The organism is Saliphagus infecundisoli (assembly GCF_020177375.1).
Lineage (GTDB): Archaea > Halobacteriota > Halobacteria > Halobacteriales > Natrialbaceae > Saliphagus > Saliphagus infecundisoli.
Genome location: NZ_JAIWHV010000027.1, coordinates 1 through 15,793, shown reverse-complemented (window position 1 = coordinate 15,793; position 15,793 = coordinate 1). Strand labels below are relative to the sequence as shown.

At 59.4% G+C, this 15,793-nt stretch carries 16 protein-coding genes and 1 pseudogene; 2 read left to right on the top strand and 15 right to left on the bottom strand.

Annotated features, from left to right (window positions below):
• Positions 1-58 precede the first annotated feature (58 nt).
• The 11 genes from LCF40_RS19000 to LCF40_RS18950 form a co-directional block, all read right to left on the bottom strand.
• Positions 59-1,372 carry a P-loop NTPase gene (locus LCF40_RS19000; RefSeq protein WP_224829761.1) on the bottom strand — a complete coding sequence of 438 codons (1,314 nt, stop codon included), beginning with the start codon at positions 1,370-1,372 and terminating at the stop codon, positions 59-61.
• Between the two features lies 1 nt (position 1,373).
• A complete protein-coding gene (locus LCF40_RS18995; RefSeq protein WP_224829760.1) occupies positions 1,374-2,210 on the bottom strand; it encodes a HEAT repeat domain-containing protein in 837 nt (278 codons plus the stop codon).
• A complete protein-coding gene (locus LCF40_RS18990) occupies positions 2,207-3,046 on the bottom strand; it encodes a DUF8068 family protein (RefSeq protein WP_484593365.1) in 840 nt (279 codons plus the stop codon). The genes LCF40_RS18995 and LCF40_RS18990 overlap by 4 nt, the downstream gene beginning before the upstream one ends.
• A gap of 140 nt (positions 3,047-3,186) precedes the next feature.
• On the bottom strand, positions 3,187-3,918 hold the full coding sequence (locus tag LCF40_RS18985) for a molecular chaperone TorD family protein (RefSeq protein ID WP_224829758.1): 732 nt from the start codon (positions 3,916-3,918) through the stop codon (positions 3,187-3,189).
• A 2-nt stretch (positions 3,919-3,920) separates the two neighbouring features.
• The gene (locus tag LCF40_RS18980; RefSeq protein ID WP_224829757.1) at positions 3,921-4,739 is read right to left on the bottom strand and encodes an ethylbenzene dehydrogenase-related protein; all 819 of its coding nucleotides are present in this window, start codon (positions 4,737-4,739) and stop codon (positions 3,921-3,923) included.
• 54 nt (positions 4,740-4,793) lie between these two features.
• Positions 4,794-5,870, bottom strand: a complete 1,077-nt coding sequence (gene narH / locus LCF40_RS18975) for a nitrate reductase subunit beta (protein ID WP_224829756.1) — start codon at positions 5,868-5,870, stop codon at positions 4,794-4,796.
• Positions 5,867-8,962: a nitrate reductase subunit alpha gene (gene narG, locus LCF40_RS18970; RefSeq protein ID WP_318247913.1), complete on the bottom strand. Its 3,096-nt coding sequence runs from the start codon at positions 8,960-8,962 to the stop codon at positions 5,867-5,869. Before narG ends, narH begins: the two co-directional genes overlap by 4 nt.
• Entirely contained in the window at positions 8,959-9,156 is a 198-nt protein-coding gene (locus LCF40_RS18965) for a DUF8120 family protein (RefSeq protein WP_224829755.1), read from the bottom strand. The genes narG and LCF40_RS18965 overlap by 4 nt, the downstream gene beginning before the upstream one ends.
• Entirely contained in the window at positions 9,149-10,597 is a 1,449-nt protein-coding gene (locus LCF40_RS18960) for a cytochrome b (RefSeq protein ID WP_224829754.1), read from the bottom strand. The genes LCF40_RS18965 and LCF40_RS18960 overlap by 8 nt, the downstream gene beginning before the upstream one ends.
• A 1-nt stretch (position 10,598) precedes the next feature.
• Positions 10,599-11,288, bottom strand: a complete 690-nt coding sequence (locus LCF40_RS18955) for a Rieske (2Fe-2S) protein (RefSeq protein WP_345777865.1) — start codon at positions 11,286-11,288, stop codon at positions 10,599-10,601.
• A 41-nt stretch (positions 11,289-11,329) separates the two neighbouring features.
• Positions 11,330-11,905: a hypothetical protein gene (locus tag LCF40_RS18950; RefSeq protein WP_224829752.1), complete on the bottom strand. Its 576-nt coding sequence runs from the start codon at positions 11,903-11,905 to the stop codon at positions 11,330-11,332.
• A gap of 614 nt (positions 11,906-12,519) precedes the next feature.
• Here LCF40_RS18950 and LCF40_RS18945 point away from each other — a divergent pair.
• Together LCF40_RS18945 and LCF40_RS18940 are read left to right on the top strand one after the other, a co-directional pair.
• Positions 12,520-12,846, top strand: coding sequence for a CGCGG family putative rSAM-modified RiPP protein (locus LCF40_RS18945; RefSeq protein WP_224829751.1), 327 nt, complete (start codon positions 12,520-12,522; stop codon positions 12,844-12,846).
• 64 nt (positions 12,847-12,910) lie between these two features.
• A complete protein-coding gene (locus tag LCF40_RS18940; RefSeq protein WP_224829750.1) occupies positions 12,911-13,228 on the top strand; it encodes a cupin domain-containing protein in 318 nt (105 codons plus the stop codon).
• Positions 13,229-13,249: 21 nt separating this feature from the next.
• Here the strand turns inward: LCF40_RS18940 and LCF40_RS18935 are convergent, their stop codons facing one another.
• The 4 genes and pseudogenes from LCF40_RS18935 to LCF40_RS18920 form a co-directional block, all read right to left on the bottom strand.
• Entirely contained in the window at positions 13,250-13,522 is a 273-nt protein-coding gene (locus LCF40_RS18935; protein WP_224829749.1) for a hypothetical protein, read from the bottom strand.
• Between the two features lie 393 nt (positions 13,523-13,915).
• Positions 13,916-14,314, bottom strand: coding sequence for a group I truncated hemoglobin (locus tag LCF40_RS18930; RefSeq protein WP_224829748.1), 399 nt, complete (start codon positions 14,312-14,314; stop codon positions 13,916-13,918).
• Positions 14,315-14,367: 53 nt separating this feature from the next.
• The gene (locus LCF40_RS18925) at positions 14,368-15,009 is read right to left on the bottom strand and encodes a helix-turn-helix domain-containing protein (protein ID WP_224829747.1); all 642 of its coding nucleotides are present in this window, start codon (positions 15,007-15,009) and stop codon (positions 14,368-14,370) included.
• A gap of 333 nt (positions 15,010-15,342) precedes the next feature.
• Positions 15,343-15,665 (bottom strand): annotated as a pseudogene (locus tag LCF40_RS18920) (IS5/IS1182 family transposase); the annotation flags it as partial.
• Between the last annotated feature and the right edge of the window lie 128 nt (positions 15,666-15,793).

Below are 15,793 nucleotides of genomic sequence, written 5' to 3'. Positions count from 1 at the left end.
AGACCATGGCTGGCTCTCAGCAGGGTCTCGTCCGATCAAAGCTCTCCCGTGAGGAATCTCAGGTAGTGAGGACGGTCCGTACAAGCCAGGTATCCGGATTTTGCCGTCTGGTTTCGAACGACTCTAGTCGCTCCCCATCATCGATGAGCTCAAGCAGATACTCCCGGACCGGCGTGGGGTCACGATCGCTCACAATGTAGAATCGCTCGCCAAGCTCGACGTCTTCGAAGGCATCTCCGACGCGATCGCGCCGGTTCTCGGGCGGAACGTCGCGCAGGTCGACGGCGCCCTCGGGCACGTTGACCTCCCAGATCTCGTCGAATCGATCGTTCACGGCCGTCCCGAGTTCCCGGGCGTGATATGAGAGTTCGTCCGATGTTGGCCGTGGCGTCTGTTGCATCTCGGGCGAGAAGGGGATCTCCGCGAGAACAGGGATTTCCAGCGACTCGACTGGGTTCGTTCCCTCGAACAGTTCGTGCGGATGGCCGCATTCCTCACAGACGAACTCACCCATGTTCGAGACGACGCCGAGCACCGGCACGTCGTTTTCCTCGAACAACTGGATCGATCGGTGGGTGTCCGAAACTGCCGCATGAAAGGGCGTCGTAACGAAGACGACGCCGTCGACGGGGGCCTCCTGTAGCGTCGTCAGCGCGACGTCACCGGTACCCGGCGGGAGGTCCAGTACTATCGTGTCGGGGTCGTCCCACGCCGTTTCCTCGAACAATTCCGTGAGCGCGTCGTGGGCCATTGCGCCCCGCCACGCAAGCGGCGCGCTCGAGGACATCAGCCCGACGCTCATCATCTCCAGCCCACCGGCGTCGACGGGGATTGGGTTCCCGTCCTCATCGGAATGAATCGGCCCGCTGACCGACAACAGCTCTGGGACGTTGGGGCCGTGGATGTCGGCGTCGAAGATGCCCACGTCGTCGCCGTCTACAGCGAGCGCACACGCGAGCGACGTCGCGACCGTGGACTTCCCGACGCCCCCTTTCGCGCTCGCCACCGCGATCACGCGATCGGCAGCCCCGATCCCGAGGCTTCGGTCCTCGGCCATGGGTTGGGACTGGACGTGTTCGACGTGGGTACGCTCGACACCGGCCACGTCCGAGGCCGCCCGGATCAATGTCTGGGTCACCGACTGGGCCTCCTGGGGCGGAAAGTCGCTCAAATCAACATCGATGGCGACGTGGCCGTCATCGACACGGATATCCTCGATCAGTCCCGCCTCGAACACCGTCACATCGGCGTCCGGGTCTCGAACCCGGCGAAGTGCCGCCTCGATATCGTCCGAATCGACCGTGGTCCGGTCGTCGTTGCGGTTCTCGTCGACTCGTTCACCGTCGTCGGATTTCCGGTTGTTGTGTTCCATGTCAGAGATCCGGGCGCCGGTTCAGACGGCTTTCACCCGGAAGATCCGCGCTGTCGTTTTCGATACCGCCGGTGAACTGCCGCCGGAACTTCCCGGGATCGGCTTCAATGGACCGGGCCGCGGTGCTCCGAACGACCTTCGGTTCCGACTCGTCGCTTGCGATCTCGGTCAATCGCTCGTCGGCCCGCTCGTCGTCAACGCCGGCCAGAAGGTGGGCCGCCCACTCACGGGCGCGCTCGCTATCATCCCGGGAGAGCTCGAGCAGCAGGTCCAGCGTGTCCTCACCGCGAATCTTGAACAGCGAGATGGCAGCGTTCCGGCGCACCGCGTGGTGATCGTCGGCGAGTGCCGCTTCGAGGTGTGACTCGTACGCAACACGGTCGATGCGGTCGAGCGCGACGACGGCCTCCGCGCGGACCCAGGGGTTCTCGTCGTCGAGAGCCCCGAGGGCGGCATCACCGGCGCGCTCGCCGCCGAGGTTCCCAAGCGATTCGACGGCGAACTGTCGGACGTCGGCGTCAGCGTCCGCTAAGCCGATGGTGACGAGTGCGTCAAAAAGTCCCTCGGCCGGGCGTTCCTCCCCAAGCGCGAGCGCAGCCCGGCGGCGTTCGACGACGTCACCCGACGTGAGGTCTTCGATTAGGTCGACGGCCGAACGGTTAGCGACCGGTCCGAGGTCGGTCGCTTGGAGTTCACGGGGCGTTGCCTCGCCAAGCGTCACGTCACGGCTCACCTCGATCTCGTCAAGGCCGTCCGGCTCTTCGCCGAAGCCCGGGCTCTCCTCGGGGTGGACGCGGGGGTCCGTCGGGCCGTCGGTGGCCTCGTCGGCATCTCTCATGTCCTCACCTCCTTGGATCTGCGTCCCCCGTTAGCACCGTCGTGGGCCTCTCCGAGGAGCCGCCTCGCGGGAACGAGTACGAGCGTTGCGCCGAGCACGACCGCCATCGCGCGCGGGAGCGTCGCTGGGATGCCGGCGAAGACGAGGAGACCGGCGCCGACGGCGAGACCGTAGTCGCGGCGGCGCAGTCCCGCGAAGGCCGCTCCGCTGGCGCTTCCGAACGCGAGTGCGACCAACAGGTGTGGAACGTCGACTACGGCAAAGCCGACAAGGAGGGCACTCCCGGCGACGAACGGGGCGGTCGCGCTGGCGAAGGCAACGAGCGCGAATACAAGGGCGGTCACACCGAGCGCGATCCAGTCGCCGTCCATGTGGATGCCGATCCCGGTAACGCCGACGAGCGCGAACGCACCACCGATGCCTCGATAGCCGGGCCCCGCCAGGCCGATAGTACTTGCTAGCGAGAGGCCGATCCCGACGACGAGCATGGCGGCGATCGCGCTCCGACGGAGTCGGCGATACGTGGCCGGCCGTCCCAGTCCGCCAAGAAGCGCCAGCCCGCCGCCACCGACGACCGCCGCGGCGGCCGGTAGGGTCGCGCCGGCATCGAACGTAACCAGCAGCCCGAACACGCCCGCGAACAAGAGACCAACGCGGACGGCGTCTTGTCGGGTGGCAAGCGCGACCGCGACGAGCGCGACCGCGCTTGCGACCGCGCTTCCGGTGGCAGCAAGCGACTGGATCCACCCAGGGACGACAACAGGATCGTACGGCAGGTTACGGAGGACATCGAGTGTCATTGTCCCGGTCACGACAGCGAACACGGCAGTGGCCATGCCGAGGACGACACGTTCGCGATCCGCAGGCGTTCGTGGCCACATACCCCGTTCGCTCGACGACCAAGGGACCGGCCCGTCGGGACCGGTGTCACCGTCACCCTCGGCCGTGCCGGGTCGCGCGGTTGAGGACTCGTTGCTCACGAGTTGCCCTCCCGACGGTCGGCTAGATCCGCCACGTCGGAGGCCGTGAACCGGTCCAAGAAGCTGCCGAGGCGCCCGTAGAAGCCGGTTCCGGGCTCGGTTCCTAGTCGCTCGGTGAGGCCCTCCGAAAACACCCGGAGGTGTCGGTCGTGGAAGTCGAGCCGGGCCGCTGCTATGTCCGGATCAACGACAGCCTCTCGACGACAGAGGTAGCCCATGAACTCGAGTTCAAGCCTGAGGTGATCGTGGTTACGCCGCACTTCCTGATCGACCTGGCAGCCGAAGTACTCATAGGCCCGCGCAAGGTCGAGGTTTACGTCGTTCCAGGAGACGTCCGGGCGATAGTCCGACTCGTACAGCGACACCGGTGGACCCTCGTTGTGTACGGTGCCGTCGGTCTTGTCGACTACCTCTGAGTAGCCGACGACGAAAAGGTCATTATATCGTGCGGAGAGATCCTCCCGGTCCTCTGTGACGGTGAAGTCTGGTGGCTCGACATCGAGGGCACAACGGTCGAGCAGTTGCTCGAACTCGTCGGTCACGTCGCCGCCGGCGAGTGCACGGTACAGGTCCGAGTCGGCCTCGGTGAATAACCGCGCCAGGTGCGCGTATACGGCACCACGAGCCCCAGGGTCGACATTGATGTCTCCGGAGATGGCCGTGACATCGACGTGGTCTCCCGCCTTGGCGGCCGTCTCAGTCCGCTCGTCCTCGTCGTGTGCGGCCACGGTCACTCACCCCTCGTTCGCCGGACGCCCTCGATGGTCACGAGCGTCGTGAAGACGATGGCGAGCCCGGCCACCGTCCAGAGGATTGCTTCGTAGGGTGGGCCCTTGGGACCGGGCCCGAGTGCCAGGTAGTACCACTCGCTCGTGGCTTTCTGGCCCGAGCGTTCCATGTTCGAGCCGTTCCACACCGCGACGGCCGCGTCGACGTCCTCGGTCGCGGAAAATGCTGTCCGGTTCGCGTCCTCTCCCGCGAGCGGTCGCGAGAACACCACGCGCCAGCGGTCGTCGCTATGGGTGGCGTTCGTCCGGAGCTCCCCACTGGTCATGACAGTCGTAGTTCCGGGGCCCCCGGCCAGAAGCTCCTGACTGGAATTCAATCCGTTCCAGTACCATACGTTCACCGGGTTGTCCGTACCCCCCATGGCGATGGGCGGGCGTTCGGACTCGTTTGCCGGCACCTGCACGGCGACCGCGTCAGCGAACTCGCGGACGTCGTTCGTCGATGTGTCTCGGGTCGCGTCCGCCCAGGAGAGGCGGACGTACAGACGTTCGTCGGTTCGGGCGCTGGCGACGCGGACTTCTTCAACCGACGTGTCGTTGGCGGCCGGGACGGCGGCGTCGGCGCTGCTGAGAGGAACACCCACCGACGGGGCCTCGTTCCACGCGTCGCCCTCGGCGCCATCGAGTGAGTCACCGTCGGCCCCGTCGTGGACCGGGATTTCGTAGGCCGGGCGTGCCGAGACTAGCATAGGCACGACGGTGGCGGTCGCGACCAGCGCGGCGGCGAGCAAGCCCGCCAGGATAAGCGACCTACGGGCCATCGGGCCACCTCCGTCGGCCGGCCGCTCGACCGCGACCCTTGCGGGCGGAAGCCATCAGTCGAACACCTCCAGCCGGTACTGGTCCTCGGTATCGGTCGTGGTCAGCAGCTCCATGACCTCGCTCTCCTCGCCGCGTTCGACCCTCGAGCGCTCGCGGTCAATCGTGTTCAACGCCTCGTTGACGTCCGGGCCGAACAGCTCCTCGAGGTAGTCTCTGGGGATCCGCTCGGCGTTTAGGGATTCGCCGCTCTCGGAGTGCTGGGGCGGCGCGAACGGCGGAATGTAGTAGACGTTCGGCTCCGTGCGGTACTCGGGGTGGAGCCGGACGGCGACCTCGTATTCGTTGACGAGCTTGTGGATCGGTCCCTCCTCGTCGTCGAGGTAGCCCACGAGGCGAAGCTGGGGCGGGCAGTCCTCCGCACAGGAGGGGGCGTGGACCTCGCCGTCTGGCCCCTCGCCCTCGATACGTGGGTAGCAGAAGATGCACTTCTCAGAGGTCTTCTTCATCGCGTTGTAGTACACCTTCCGGTAGGGACACCCCTCCACGCAGTAGCGGTAACCCCGACAACGATCCTGATCGACGAGAACGATGCCGTCCTCCTCGCGCTTGTACAGCGCCGAGCGCGGACAAGCCTCGACGCAGGAGGGATGCGTGCAGTGGTTGCAGATCCTGGGCAAGTAGAAGTAGTAGGAGTTGGGGTACTCGCCGGCTCCCTCATCCTCGTCGAAGTTCGGGCCCCAGCCGGCCTGGTCCATCGGCCGTAACGGTTCATCACTTCCCTCGTACATCACCTGCTCGTGGTTGAAGTCCCACGGGCGGCCGTAGTCTTCTCTATCTTGTAACTCACCGGGGGTGCGTTCCTCGCCCTCCTCGTCCCAGCCGCCGCCCATCTCCTCCCAGTCTCGTGGATAGCCCGATCCAGGCTTGGTCTCGACGTTGTTCCAGTACATATACTCCCGGCCGCCCCCGTCGGTCCAGTTCGTCTTACAGGCGATGGTGCAGGTCTGACAGCCGATGCACTTGTTCAGATCCATCACCATCGCGACCTGGTGGTCGATACCGTCGGCGAGGCGGACCTCGGTCCCGTCGCCTGCCGGGTCGTTGGCCTGGCCGTCGTCGGACTGGCTCATTGACCGTCACCCCCCTCGTGGTCGTCGGAGCCGTGGATCGGGTCGCTCGATTCAGCATCCGTTACGTTGCCGTCTGACGTATTGTTCCCGTCGGCGGGTGGGGCCTCATCGGTCTCGTTGGTCCCTTCCATACCACCGATATCGTCGACTTCCTCTCCCTGTTCGTCCGACTCGTTCGCCGGTTGATCGTTCTCTTGGTCAGCATCGGCGTCGGGGTCCTCCTCGATGGGCTCGACCTCAACGCGAACGTCGCTGTTGACGCCGGTCGGGCCCCAGTAGTTCGGGCGGAAGGAGAGGTGGTCGCCGGTATCTTCGGGGTACTGAACGAGCTGTGTGGGTTTCATGTACATGGACACGAGTGAGTTGAAGTTGTTGCGATCGGGGAACTGGAACCGCTCCCAGGCGAAGTACATTCGCGCGGTGCCAGGCTCTCCGCTCGGGTAGCGCTTGGCCTGGATCTCCACCTCCCCGACGTCGTTATATATCCGGACCGTGTCGCCGTCCTCGATATCCCGGTTGTCCATGTCCTCAGGGTTGAGGTAGACGACCGGTTCGCCCCGCTGTAGCCGAAGCATCTTTGTCGAGTCCCGCCAGGTCGAATGGATCGACCAGCGTCCGTGGGGCGTGTTGTACCGAAGCGGGTAGTCTTCGCGGTCCTGGAGCGTCGGCGACTCCTTGTGGGTCGGGAGCTCCTCACCGAGATCGAGAAACCAGTCGTGGTCGACGTAGTACTGCTGACGCCCGGTGAACGTGGGCCAGGGTTGTTTATCCTGGACATACCGCTGCCAAGCGGTGAACGGTTCACCCTCCTCTAAGTCCGAGGTCCAGTGGTCACCGACCGAGACGAAACGTCGGGGCTGCTCGTCGATGTCCTCAAAGGTGATTTGCTCGTCAGAGTCCTCGGGGTTGGTCTCCTCGGAATGTTCAAGGATGAATTCACAGGCTGCCCGGTCCTCGGCGAGGGCGTCTGCCTCCTCGGTCTCCCAGTCCCGGACGAAATCATCGTGGACCGACTGAAGATCGATATCACGGTCACGCCCGCGGTCCTCGACGGGATCGACGCCCCGCTCAGTGGCAACGTCTTGTATCTTCGCGGCCAGTTCCCGGAAGATCTGCCAGTCAGTCTTCGATTCGCCAAGTGGCTCGACCGCTGGCGTGAACGGGTGGACGTAGCTGTGCATATCTGTCATCGAGAGATCATGTTTCTCGTAGTGGCTGGCCGTCGGGAGGACGATGTCCGAGTACAGCGCCGAAGAGTCCATTCGGAAGTTGATATCGACGATCAGGTCGAGTTTCGGCCAGAGCTGTTCCTCGATGGCGACGTTGCCCTTGGACTGGTTGAAGTAGTTACCCCGCCACATGAACAGAACGCTCGGATCCGGACGGGACCCGTCCTCGCGCTCGGACGGATACACCGGCATCCAGTCACGGTCGATCGACTCTTGGATCATCTCGGCCGTCTCCTCGTCGACGTTCTCGATCACGTCGGAGTGGTAGGCGGTCCACAGCGTCGTCGGGACTGAACGGACGTTTCCGGTCGGGTACGAGAGGCTCCGCCAGCCACTGTACGTCCAGATCTTCTCCTGGCCGACGTAGTGGTCGAAGCCCGTTCCCTGCCGGCCGAGGTTCCCCGTCAGTGTCACGAGCAACTGGATCGCGCGGTTGCCGAGGTCGTTATGGTACCAGTCGTTGACGCCCTTCCCGTGGATGATCTTCCCGCGCTCGACCCCGGCGAACTCACGAGCAACCTCCTGGTGGGTCTCACGGCCGACGCCGGTGACGTCGGCGACGTACTCGGGCGTATATTGGGCGAGTTCGTCCTGGAGGTTATCCCAGACCGACCTGACGTCGACCTGGCCCCCGTCGGCAGTCGAGACGGACCTGTCGACTGAAAGCTGAGGATCGAACTCGAGTTCGATACTGGCGGTCTCGTCATGTTGGCCGTCCCGGTCGCCCAGTGAGGCTGGCGCGACCTGCAGGTTACCGTCGCCATCCTCCATCACGAAGACCTTCTCGGGGTCGTCGACATCGCCACCGATGTCGGGAACCTCGCTTGCGCGAAGGAACTTGCCTGTGTCCTCCCGTACCAACAGCGGCATGTCCGTCTGTTCCTTGAGATGGGCCTCGTCGTATAGTTCCTCGTCGACGATGGTTCGGGCCATCCCGAGCGCAAGTGCGGGGTCACTGCCCGGTTCGGGGCTGAGCCAGTCGTCGCAGTGGATTGCAGTCTGAGAGTAGTCGGTGAACACGCCGACACGTTTCGTGCCGTTGTAGGCGGCCTCTAGGAAGTACTTCGCGTCGGGGATCCGCGTGACGTTAATGTTCGATCCCCAGGCAATGATGTAGTCGGCGTGGTACCAGTCGGCGCTCTCTGCGTTGTCCGTCTGGGTGCCCCAGGTGATCGGTTCGCCCGGCGGCAGATCCGAGTACCAATCGTAGAACGACATCGTCACGCCACCAAGCAGGTCTAACAAACGACTCCCCGAGGCGAAGGAGACGGGACTCATCGCGGGGATCGGCGTGAAGCCGTTGATGGCGTCGTACTCCTCCGCCTGGACAGTGTCCACGATCTCCTCGGCGATCTCGGTCAGTGCCTCGTCCCAGGAGATCCGCTCCCAGCGGCCCTCGCCGCGTTCGCCGGTCCGGCGAAGTGGGTGGAGTACGCGGTGATCAGCGTTGACATAATCGGAGTAACAGGCCCCCTTCTGGCAACCCCGAGGGTTGGGATCGGGGGAGTTCTCGTCAAATTTGGGGTAATCTGCGGCCTGAGACTCTCGCCAGACCTGGCCGTTGCGGACGTATACCTCCCATGAGCAACTGCCGGTACAGTTGACGCTGTGAGTCGAACGAGCCGTCGAGTCCCAGTCCCACTCCTCGCGATAGAGGTCTTCCCAGTCGCGGTAAGGATAGTCGCCGATCGGGTCGTCGACGACCTGGAGCGTCTCCATTCCCCCCTGTTGGTCGGCAAGACCGATGCCGGTGACCCCAAGTGCCGCCCCAAGACCTATTCCTTTCAGGAAGTCTCGGCGTGCCGTGTCAATGCCTGTGGAAGCCGATTCCGAGTCGTCGTGGAAGTCGTTACTGTCACTCATTGTCGATCTACAACCACTGTTAGCAGTCCGAAGACGACGCCCAGCGTCGCGACGACGAGGCCAGTTGCCGTTCCGCCGCCGACGTGGAGCCCGGTGCCGATCAGGACGACCCCGAGTAGTTTGCTCGCTCGATCCACCCACCGGTACCTGTGTTCAGACAGAACCGGCTTCCAACCCTCGTAATGGTCACTCATCGGGGTCCTCCGGTTGTTTGCCGTCCTTATCAGCGACCGGCGACGTCTCATCTGGTGTATCGATGGCATCAGATCTGGCGTCACTCCGGTCACCCCCATCGTTATCAGTAGCTCGTCCCCCAGCTTGCTCGTCATTGCCGAACCCGCCGAGGACGGCGTAGGTTGTGAGGCCGGCAAGAATGGGGCCGATGATCAATATTGCCGTCAGATATGGCCTGATCACAGCCGTCGTTGATCCGACGAGGTCGGCAACAATGACGTCCATGCCGGCGATCGAGGCCAGCATCACGAAGACAACTCCAGCGATTCCGACTGCAGTGGGGACGGGGCGCTCCAGCGGGTCGGCTCCGAAATGAGTCGGCTCTGACTCGTAGTCGATAAACGGCCAAACGGCGACGGAAACGAACACCAGGCCGGGTAACAGGAGTCCGCCGACGAACTCGGAACTGACGTGGACTCCGAACAGGTCGAAACTCATCCATGCCGGAGTCAGCTTCAGGAAGCCGTACCCCCACATCAGGAACCAGTCGGGCATGACCAGGGAAGGTGTACTCGCAGGGTCGGTAGGCCCATACTCGGCGATATTATGGACAGGAAGGAATCCAGCCAGTAACGACAGCACCGCCAACGTCAGGAAGAAGACGGCAGCGCTAACCGCAGCCTGATTTGGCACCATCGGCAAACCGATCACGACACTATCGTCATCACGGTCAACATGCTCGCGTCCGGTCACGTCCTCGTCACGCGGGGCCTCAGTGTGCTTTTGGCGTATCAGTATAACGAAGTGCAAGCCCAGTAACCCTGCGATTAGCAGGGGTATTACGAGGACATGGAGAAAGAACAACCTGGGCACTGTCGCGGTTGATGGGAAATCACCTCCGAAGACGATCTGTCCGATTGGGTCGCCAAGCAATGGTATCGACGTGGCGATATTGTAGCCGATGCTTGCCGCGGTACTGGCGAACTCATCAAATGGCAACGCATAGCCGGTGTAGGCTGCTGCCATCGCGAGGCTAGCAAGGGCGGTTCCGACGAGCCAGTTGATTTCACGAGGGTTGCGATACGCGCCTGTGAAAAACACTCGTAGCATGTGCAACCCGATCGAGGCGATAAATAGGTGGGCAGCCCAGTGATGTAACCGCCGGATGAACATACCGAAGGGCACGTCATAGGTGATGTTGAGGACGCTGACGAACGCTTCGGGCATTTCTTCACCTTGGTACTCAGCAACACTTCCCTCGTATGTGACCTCCGTAGTGCTCGGTTCGAAGAAGAAGCCCAGGAAAATGCCCGTCAGAACCAACAATAGGAAACAGAACGCGGCAACCTCTCCAAGCAGGTACGAATCCTCCGCGGGGAAGGCCTTTCCGAGGAACGTCTGAGCCTTGCTGAGACCGAGTCGGTCGTCGAACCAAGCATAGACGCGGTCGAATCGTCCCATCTCACTCACCCCCTCCAACTCCGACTGGAGCCTCGAAGTCCCCGACAGCGATTAGTTCTCCATTGCTCGAGATCGTGATCGGAAGCTGTGGGAGCGGGCGTGGCGGCGGGCCGCCGGTCACGTCGGCACCTGAGAGCGGATCGAATCGACCCGAGTGACAGGGACAAACCAGCGTATCGCCGTCACGGTCGGCGACCATACAGCCTGCGTGCGTACAGACCTTCGAGTAGGCAGCGTAGCCGCCGGCCGTGAACTCGAGTCTGGTCGTGCCGCCGTAGGCGTCCTCCGGGAATCGGACGAGCAACGTCGGCGCCCGATCGATGCCCGGTCGCGGCTCCGGAAAGACAGTTAGGTGGTCGCCCTCCGCTAGTTGATCTTCTCCGATCCGTGCTCCCTCCTCATCGATGAGGGCGACGCCATCGGAATAGACGGGTCCGGTGTAGGACCGCTCAAAGACCTGGGTCAGTCCCGCAAGCGGCGCGGCGAGGCTTCCGACGGCGGTCAGTCCACCAACAGTCGCCAGAATCTTCGCGTAGTCCCGCCGTGCCATCATCGCACGATTATCACGCCATAATCCTGTGTAGATGCTCGGTGTGTCGGTCGGCGCCGTCCCAGAACAGGGACAGTCGTCGGTAGTCCGAGCCTCCTCGCTTCGGTCGGGCTCCGAGCTCTCCTTTGCGTTGGTTGTCATAGACGATCGCGAGCTGATCTCATCCCGTGTAGGCTCGTTCATCAGTGATCCCTCCGTTCAGCCACTTCGACGTGTGGCATGAACCAGGCGTAGTAGGAGACAGTCAGACCGGCCAATGACATGAACATGCCAAAGGCGTAGATGCCGAAGTATTGAGTCCGGGCCAACGTGAGGTACTCTCCGGTGAACAACGCCGCGAAGGCGATGGTCAGAGCGGTCAGCCCGCCCATGGCGATCAGTCCCTCAGCAGCATCACTGGAAGAGTGGTACCCAACGATCCACCGATCATCGGTCTCGATCCAAGATGCTGTGAGACCGCTCCCGTCTGTGAGAGCCGCGTCAGTATCGGCGTTGGGTCTCGCAGCTCGGTCCATGAAGCGGTGAAAGAACGCTGTCACGCCGACGAGGCCGAAGAGTGCGATCCAGACGATAACTCCCACTTGGCTTGGAGAGAGCTTGTTAGGCGTATCGATGAATCCGTCTAGTGGTCGAATTTCGCTGACGCTGTGATCGATTTCGATTTCCTCCGACGGCGGTTCGCCCTGTAATCCGATGAACCACATCGGAAGCAGGACAGCGAGGAGGATGCCAACGATGATGATAGTACGACGATCCATAACTGATGAGAATGTCGTCTATTCACGCCCTCTCGATAGTCCTGTTCGACTGTTTTCTCTCCATACTTGCCACGACAATGGAACGGTTGTTAAATGTTATCACCGTCCACCTCCATACAAGGTGAAAACGTCATACTCACCATATCCACTCGAAAACTTCGTCCACGCCTTATCGAAGCCAGGAACGGGATTCCCTATCGTTTCGTTCTTACTATGTATCTCGATCCATGGGGAAATCTCTCGCAGGAATGAATTCCTCTCTTCTATTGAAGTGTGCCCATCTGCTGGTTTTTTCGTTGAAATATTTGAGGTACCAGTCCCCATAGCTGGCATCCATCGAGTTAGATGTAAATTAGTTTTCCCGAACATCTTCGGTAATCATTGCGCAAGAGTATCAGTATCCTTCTGTGGTCATTCGATATATGGGGATTGCCACCACTTTCATCCTCATATATGCCAATTAAATTTTATGCCACACTATTGCCGTCTACTTTCTTTCAGAGGAGTTGAACAATTATGACGAGGGGTGGCCGTGATCGGTATGCGTGGCGAGGTCGATGTGATCGGGCCGTCTTACCAAATTCTTTTTGGGAGAGGCGAACATATGTGTCGTTATGGCAAGCCATTCCCATGATCACGATCATGGTCACGGCGAAACCGAGCCGGTCACGGATCGGACTCACGATAACTCGTGGTCAGCCAATCTTGAGAAACCGCAGTACGCAGATGATCGTTCCTTACTCGAACAGCACGCGATCGAAGCAATCGAACAGACAACGGACGGTCACCACGTCAACCTTGTCACGCACGAAGCCCATGGCCACCCCGAGACATATCTATACGACACTCTCAGCGACCGATTCGGAGATTCGGGTGTCCGTTGGGAGTATGTTGAACAGTGTGGGTGCGGGGGACATGTCGTCCGTGCCTATGTTGGATAACGATCGATAACACAACGATTGGTATTGGAAAATTCCGAACCCGTTTGACTACTATTCAAACACTATGGCCCATATCAAATCGCTACAAGAACTTGAGGGGGAACCACATTCGAATGCATTTCCCAGTGAGGAACCGAAGACGATTCGATTGACCCTCTCTGCTGGGGAGCACGTTAAACCCCATGCCCATCCTGATCGGGAGATTGTGCTCTATCTCGTCACTGGTAGTCTTGAGCTCCAACTTGATGAGGAAGCGTATCATGTGAACGAGGGTGATGTGGTTCACTTTGATGGAGCTCAAGATATTTCTCCAGTTGCGAAAGCTGATAGTATCGCGTTGCTCGTTCTCTCTGAAAAACAGGAAGGGGCCGACTCGTCATAAGGGAACTAAAGAAGTAGAGATCTACTGATCTAGATCAAAGAGACTGACTATCGTCTGAACATCTTCGTCATCATATCGTTGGTTGTCTTCTAATTCTGGCGCTGTCAATACTCCCTCAACGATGGCAGTGGCCATTTGCCGAATAATCTCGCGTTGTTCACAGGTAAATTCTTGGTTCGCCTCAAGTCGATTAAACATTCTCTGGATCTCTTTTCGTTTGATTTCATCACCATAAGCACGTAGCGCGCTTTGAACAGCCTCTGGATCTAGATCGTCTTGGTCAGAAACGCTCATGAACAACACCTCATGCCGGTATGAACGGATGGACTCGAACCGAGCCAAACACTTCTAGAAACTGGGTCACTGTGCCGTTGGGGATATACCACCTCGTAGTACGAGGACGCTCACAAAGATACTCGAAGAAGGCCATCACTGGACAGTACATGCTCATCTACACTCTCCATATGATGCTCTCACCATAACAACTAATTTCCTAGCCATGAGGAAAAGGCAACCCCCGAACATATTCGATCGTCTTTCTCTGTGGGAACAAGTGGATAAATTGGTTGCGTCACAAAATATCATTTCTGCAAGTGTTATTTCAATTTGTATCACTGAAAAATAACTCCCCGTTATGCGTTTTCCTTCCCACCATTGTAGAATACGCTGCTGAGAAGGGTAAAAACACTACGAAGTCACTGAACTAGCTTCCCCACTTTCCGTAATCTCTACGATTTTGGGGCGTACCTCCTCAACCGTCTCAAGGACCAGTTCGCGGTCTTCGTCTGAAACACCGTTTTCGGCCAAAGCAGTATTCAAATGCTCTGCCACGACATTGAACTCGGTATCGGTGATACCCATCCCTTTGTGAGCTTCACGCATATCGTCCCCTGAGTACTCGACCGGTCCGCCGGTTACTGCCGAGATGAATTGCACCTGATGAGCTCGGAGTTCTGTCGTATCACTATCCTCGAAATGGTGAATCACGCGCTCGTCGTTCAACACGCGGTCGTAGAAGTCGTTCACTACGCTCTCCACTGCCTCGTGTCCACCGAGTCTGGTGAATACCGTCTTGTCGTTACTCATCGTATGATTATCAGCTAACGAAGGAGAAGGAAGTTACGAACTCGAAATCGTAATCACAGAGTAATATAGGTTTCATTCTCAATGAATTGCTTGATTATCTTTTCTTCCGCTCGATGGAGTGTCTCACTGCACGTTGATTTAGCGAGATCAATGTTCTCGGCGAGTTCAGTGAGCGAGCACCGTCGCGGTGTATCATAGTAGCCGTGTCTAACCGCGGTAGTTACGAGGCGTAATTGTTGACCGGTCAGTAATTGTTCGGGTTCGGTTTGCTGGTGAATTTCATTCACCGTAAACGGAATACCGAACTTGTCTAGTTGTTCACCGAGGTCTGAGAGTCGATGTTGCGAGGCAGTGATATCCCACTCAGCGTTCCCGTCTTTGATCGTGAACGGCATTGTAAGCGGGACCCCCGAATCTTGCACTGGTAGCAGGAGCAAAGGCATTGTCGTCTCAAACTGGACCAAGGCTGTGTCCTCGTATTGCTGTAATTTTGTGAGTTCAATCACCGAATCATTAGCTCGAATATCAGCAATAACGCTCTCGATATCAATGGCGGTAATCTCGGTGAGTCCTACGCCCGTGCTATCATCCGTGAGGGCTGCCAGAATACGGATATTTGCGTTTGGATACTCACGTGAGATGTCGCCAATCCAGATTCCTTCTGGGATTGTGAGAGTGATCTTAGCTTGTGGCATCAGTATTCGTCTGTATATCTTCGTCTGCGCCACAATTAGAAGTACCGAACATGTTAGGCGAGATTAACAGTACTTAAGAAAGCGTGTGATGCCGCCGAGTGTTTGCCAGAGGTTTCATTCGACTGTGGGAATCGTACCCTTGTCGTCAGACATACAAGCTTTCTCGGTGACGACGTTGCGAATGAACGGGTTCTCATCTCGTTGCTGGCGCTCAAACGCAGTTTCGGCGAGGCTGTGATATTCGACGACAGACACTGTTTGATCATCACACTAAGGTGACGTCGCGAAACGAGTCGACGCTGGCGAGTGATCAGTGTCGTCGTCGAGGACGAGGTGGACGTCCTTGACTGCCAAGGAGTTCGTGTTGACTAAGATTATCGTTTCCACCGATTGAAACGAGTAGGCTGCGCGGTCACAGTAGTGAAAACTAGTTTGATCGTACTGGAAACCACTTGCGTTAATGGCTGCTTCTCCACTCCAGCCCGTCTGCTCCACGCGCTTCGGCGGAGCAGACGGGGGAGTTCACGCATCTGGTACTCTTGTTCCCACTGACAGAGCAAACTGTAGTGCGGTTCCTCATCGAGGTCAAACACGGCGAGGACACCAGGCATTTCATCAAGATAGTCCTCGGTCTCACGCAGATTCTTCTCCAATTCCGAGCCTGTCCAAGAAACATCGACAGAGAACTCACATGACGTAGACCTTATCTAGCAGAAACTCCTGTATAGCGTAAGGATTCATCCGTGACGTTCAATTTTATCCGATACGATCAAGATCAGCAACA

What these genes read in the sequence shown, in the direction of transcription:
- LCF40_RS19000 (WP_224829761.1), bottom strand. Translation starts at nt 1,372, where the DNA reads ATGGAACACAACAACCGGAAATCCGACGACGGTGAACGAGTCGACGAG.
- LCF40_RS18995 (WP_224829760.1), bottom strand. Translation starts at nt 2,210, where the DNA reads ATGAGAGATGCCGACGAGGCCACCGACGGCCCGACGGACCCCCGCGTC.
- LCF40_RS18990 (WP_484593365.1), bottom strand. Translation starts at nt 3,046, where the DNA reads ATGGCCACTGCCGTGTTCGCTGTCGTGACCGGGACAATGACACTCGAT.
- LCF40_RS18980 (WP_224829757.1), bottom strand. Translation starts at nt 4,739, where the DNA reads ATGGCCCGTAGGTCGCTTATCCTGGCGGGCTTGCTCGCCGCCGCGCTG.
- narH (WP_224829756.1), bottom strand. Translation starts at nt 5,870, where the DNA reads ATGAGCCAGTCCGACGACGGCCAGGCCAACGACCCGGCAGGCGACGGG.
- narG (WP_318247913.1), bottom strand. Translation starts at nt 8,962, where the DNA reads ATGAGTGACAGTAACGACTTCCACGACGACTCGGAATCGGCTTCCACA.
- LCF40_RS18965 (WP_224829755.1), bottom strand. Translation starts at nt 9,156, where the DNA reads ATGAGTGACCATTACGAGGGTTGGAAGCCGGTTCTGTCTGAACACAGG.
- LCF40_RS18960 (WP_224829754.1), bottom strand. Translation starts at nt 10,597, where the DNA reads ATGGGACGATTCGACCGCGTCTATGCTTGGTTCGACGACCGACTCGGT.
- LCF40_RS18955 (WP_345777865.1), bottom strand. Translation starts at nt 11,288, where the DNA reads ATGACAACCAACGCAAAGGAGAGCTCGGAGCCCGACCGAAGCGAGGAG.
- LCF40_RS18950 (WP_224829752.1), bottom strand. Translation starts at nt 11,905, where the DNA reads ATGGATCGTCGTACTATCATCATCGTTGGCATCCTCCTCGCTGTCCTG.
- LCF40_RS18945 (WP_224829751.1), top strand. Translation starts at nt 12,520, where the DNA reads ATGGCAAGCCATTCCCATGATCACGATCATGGTCACGGCGAAACCGAG.
- LCF40_RS18940 (WP_224829750.1), top strand. Translation starts at nt 12,911, where the DNA reads ATGGCCCATATCAAATCGCTACAAGAACTTGAGGGGGAACCACATTCG.
- LCF40_RS18935 (WP_224829749.1), bottom strand. Translation starts at nt 13,522, where the DNA reads ATGAGCGTTTCTGACCAAGACGATCTAGATCCAGAGGCTGTTCAAAGC.
- LCF40_RS18930 (WP_224829748.1), bottom strand. Translation starts at nt 14,314, where the DNA reads ATGAGTAACGACAAGACGGTATTCACCAGACTCGGTGGACACGAGGCA.
- LCF40_RS18925 (WP_224829747.1), bottom strand. Translation starts at nt 15,009, where the DNA reads ATGCCACAAGCTAAGATCACTCTCACAATCCCAGAAGGAATCTGGATT.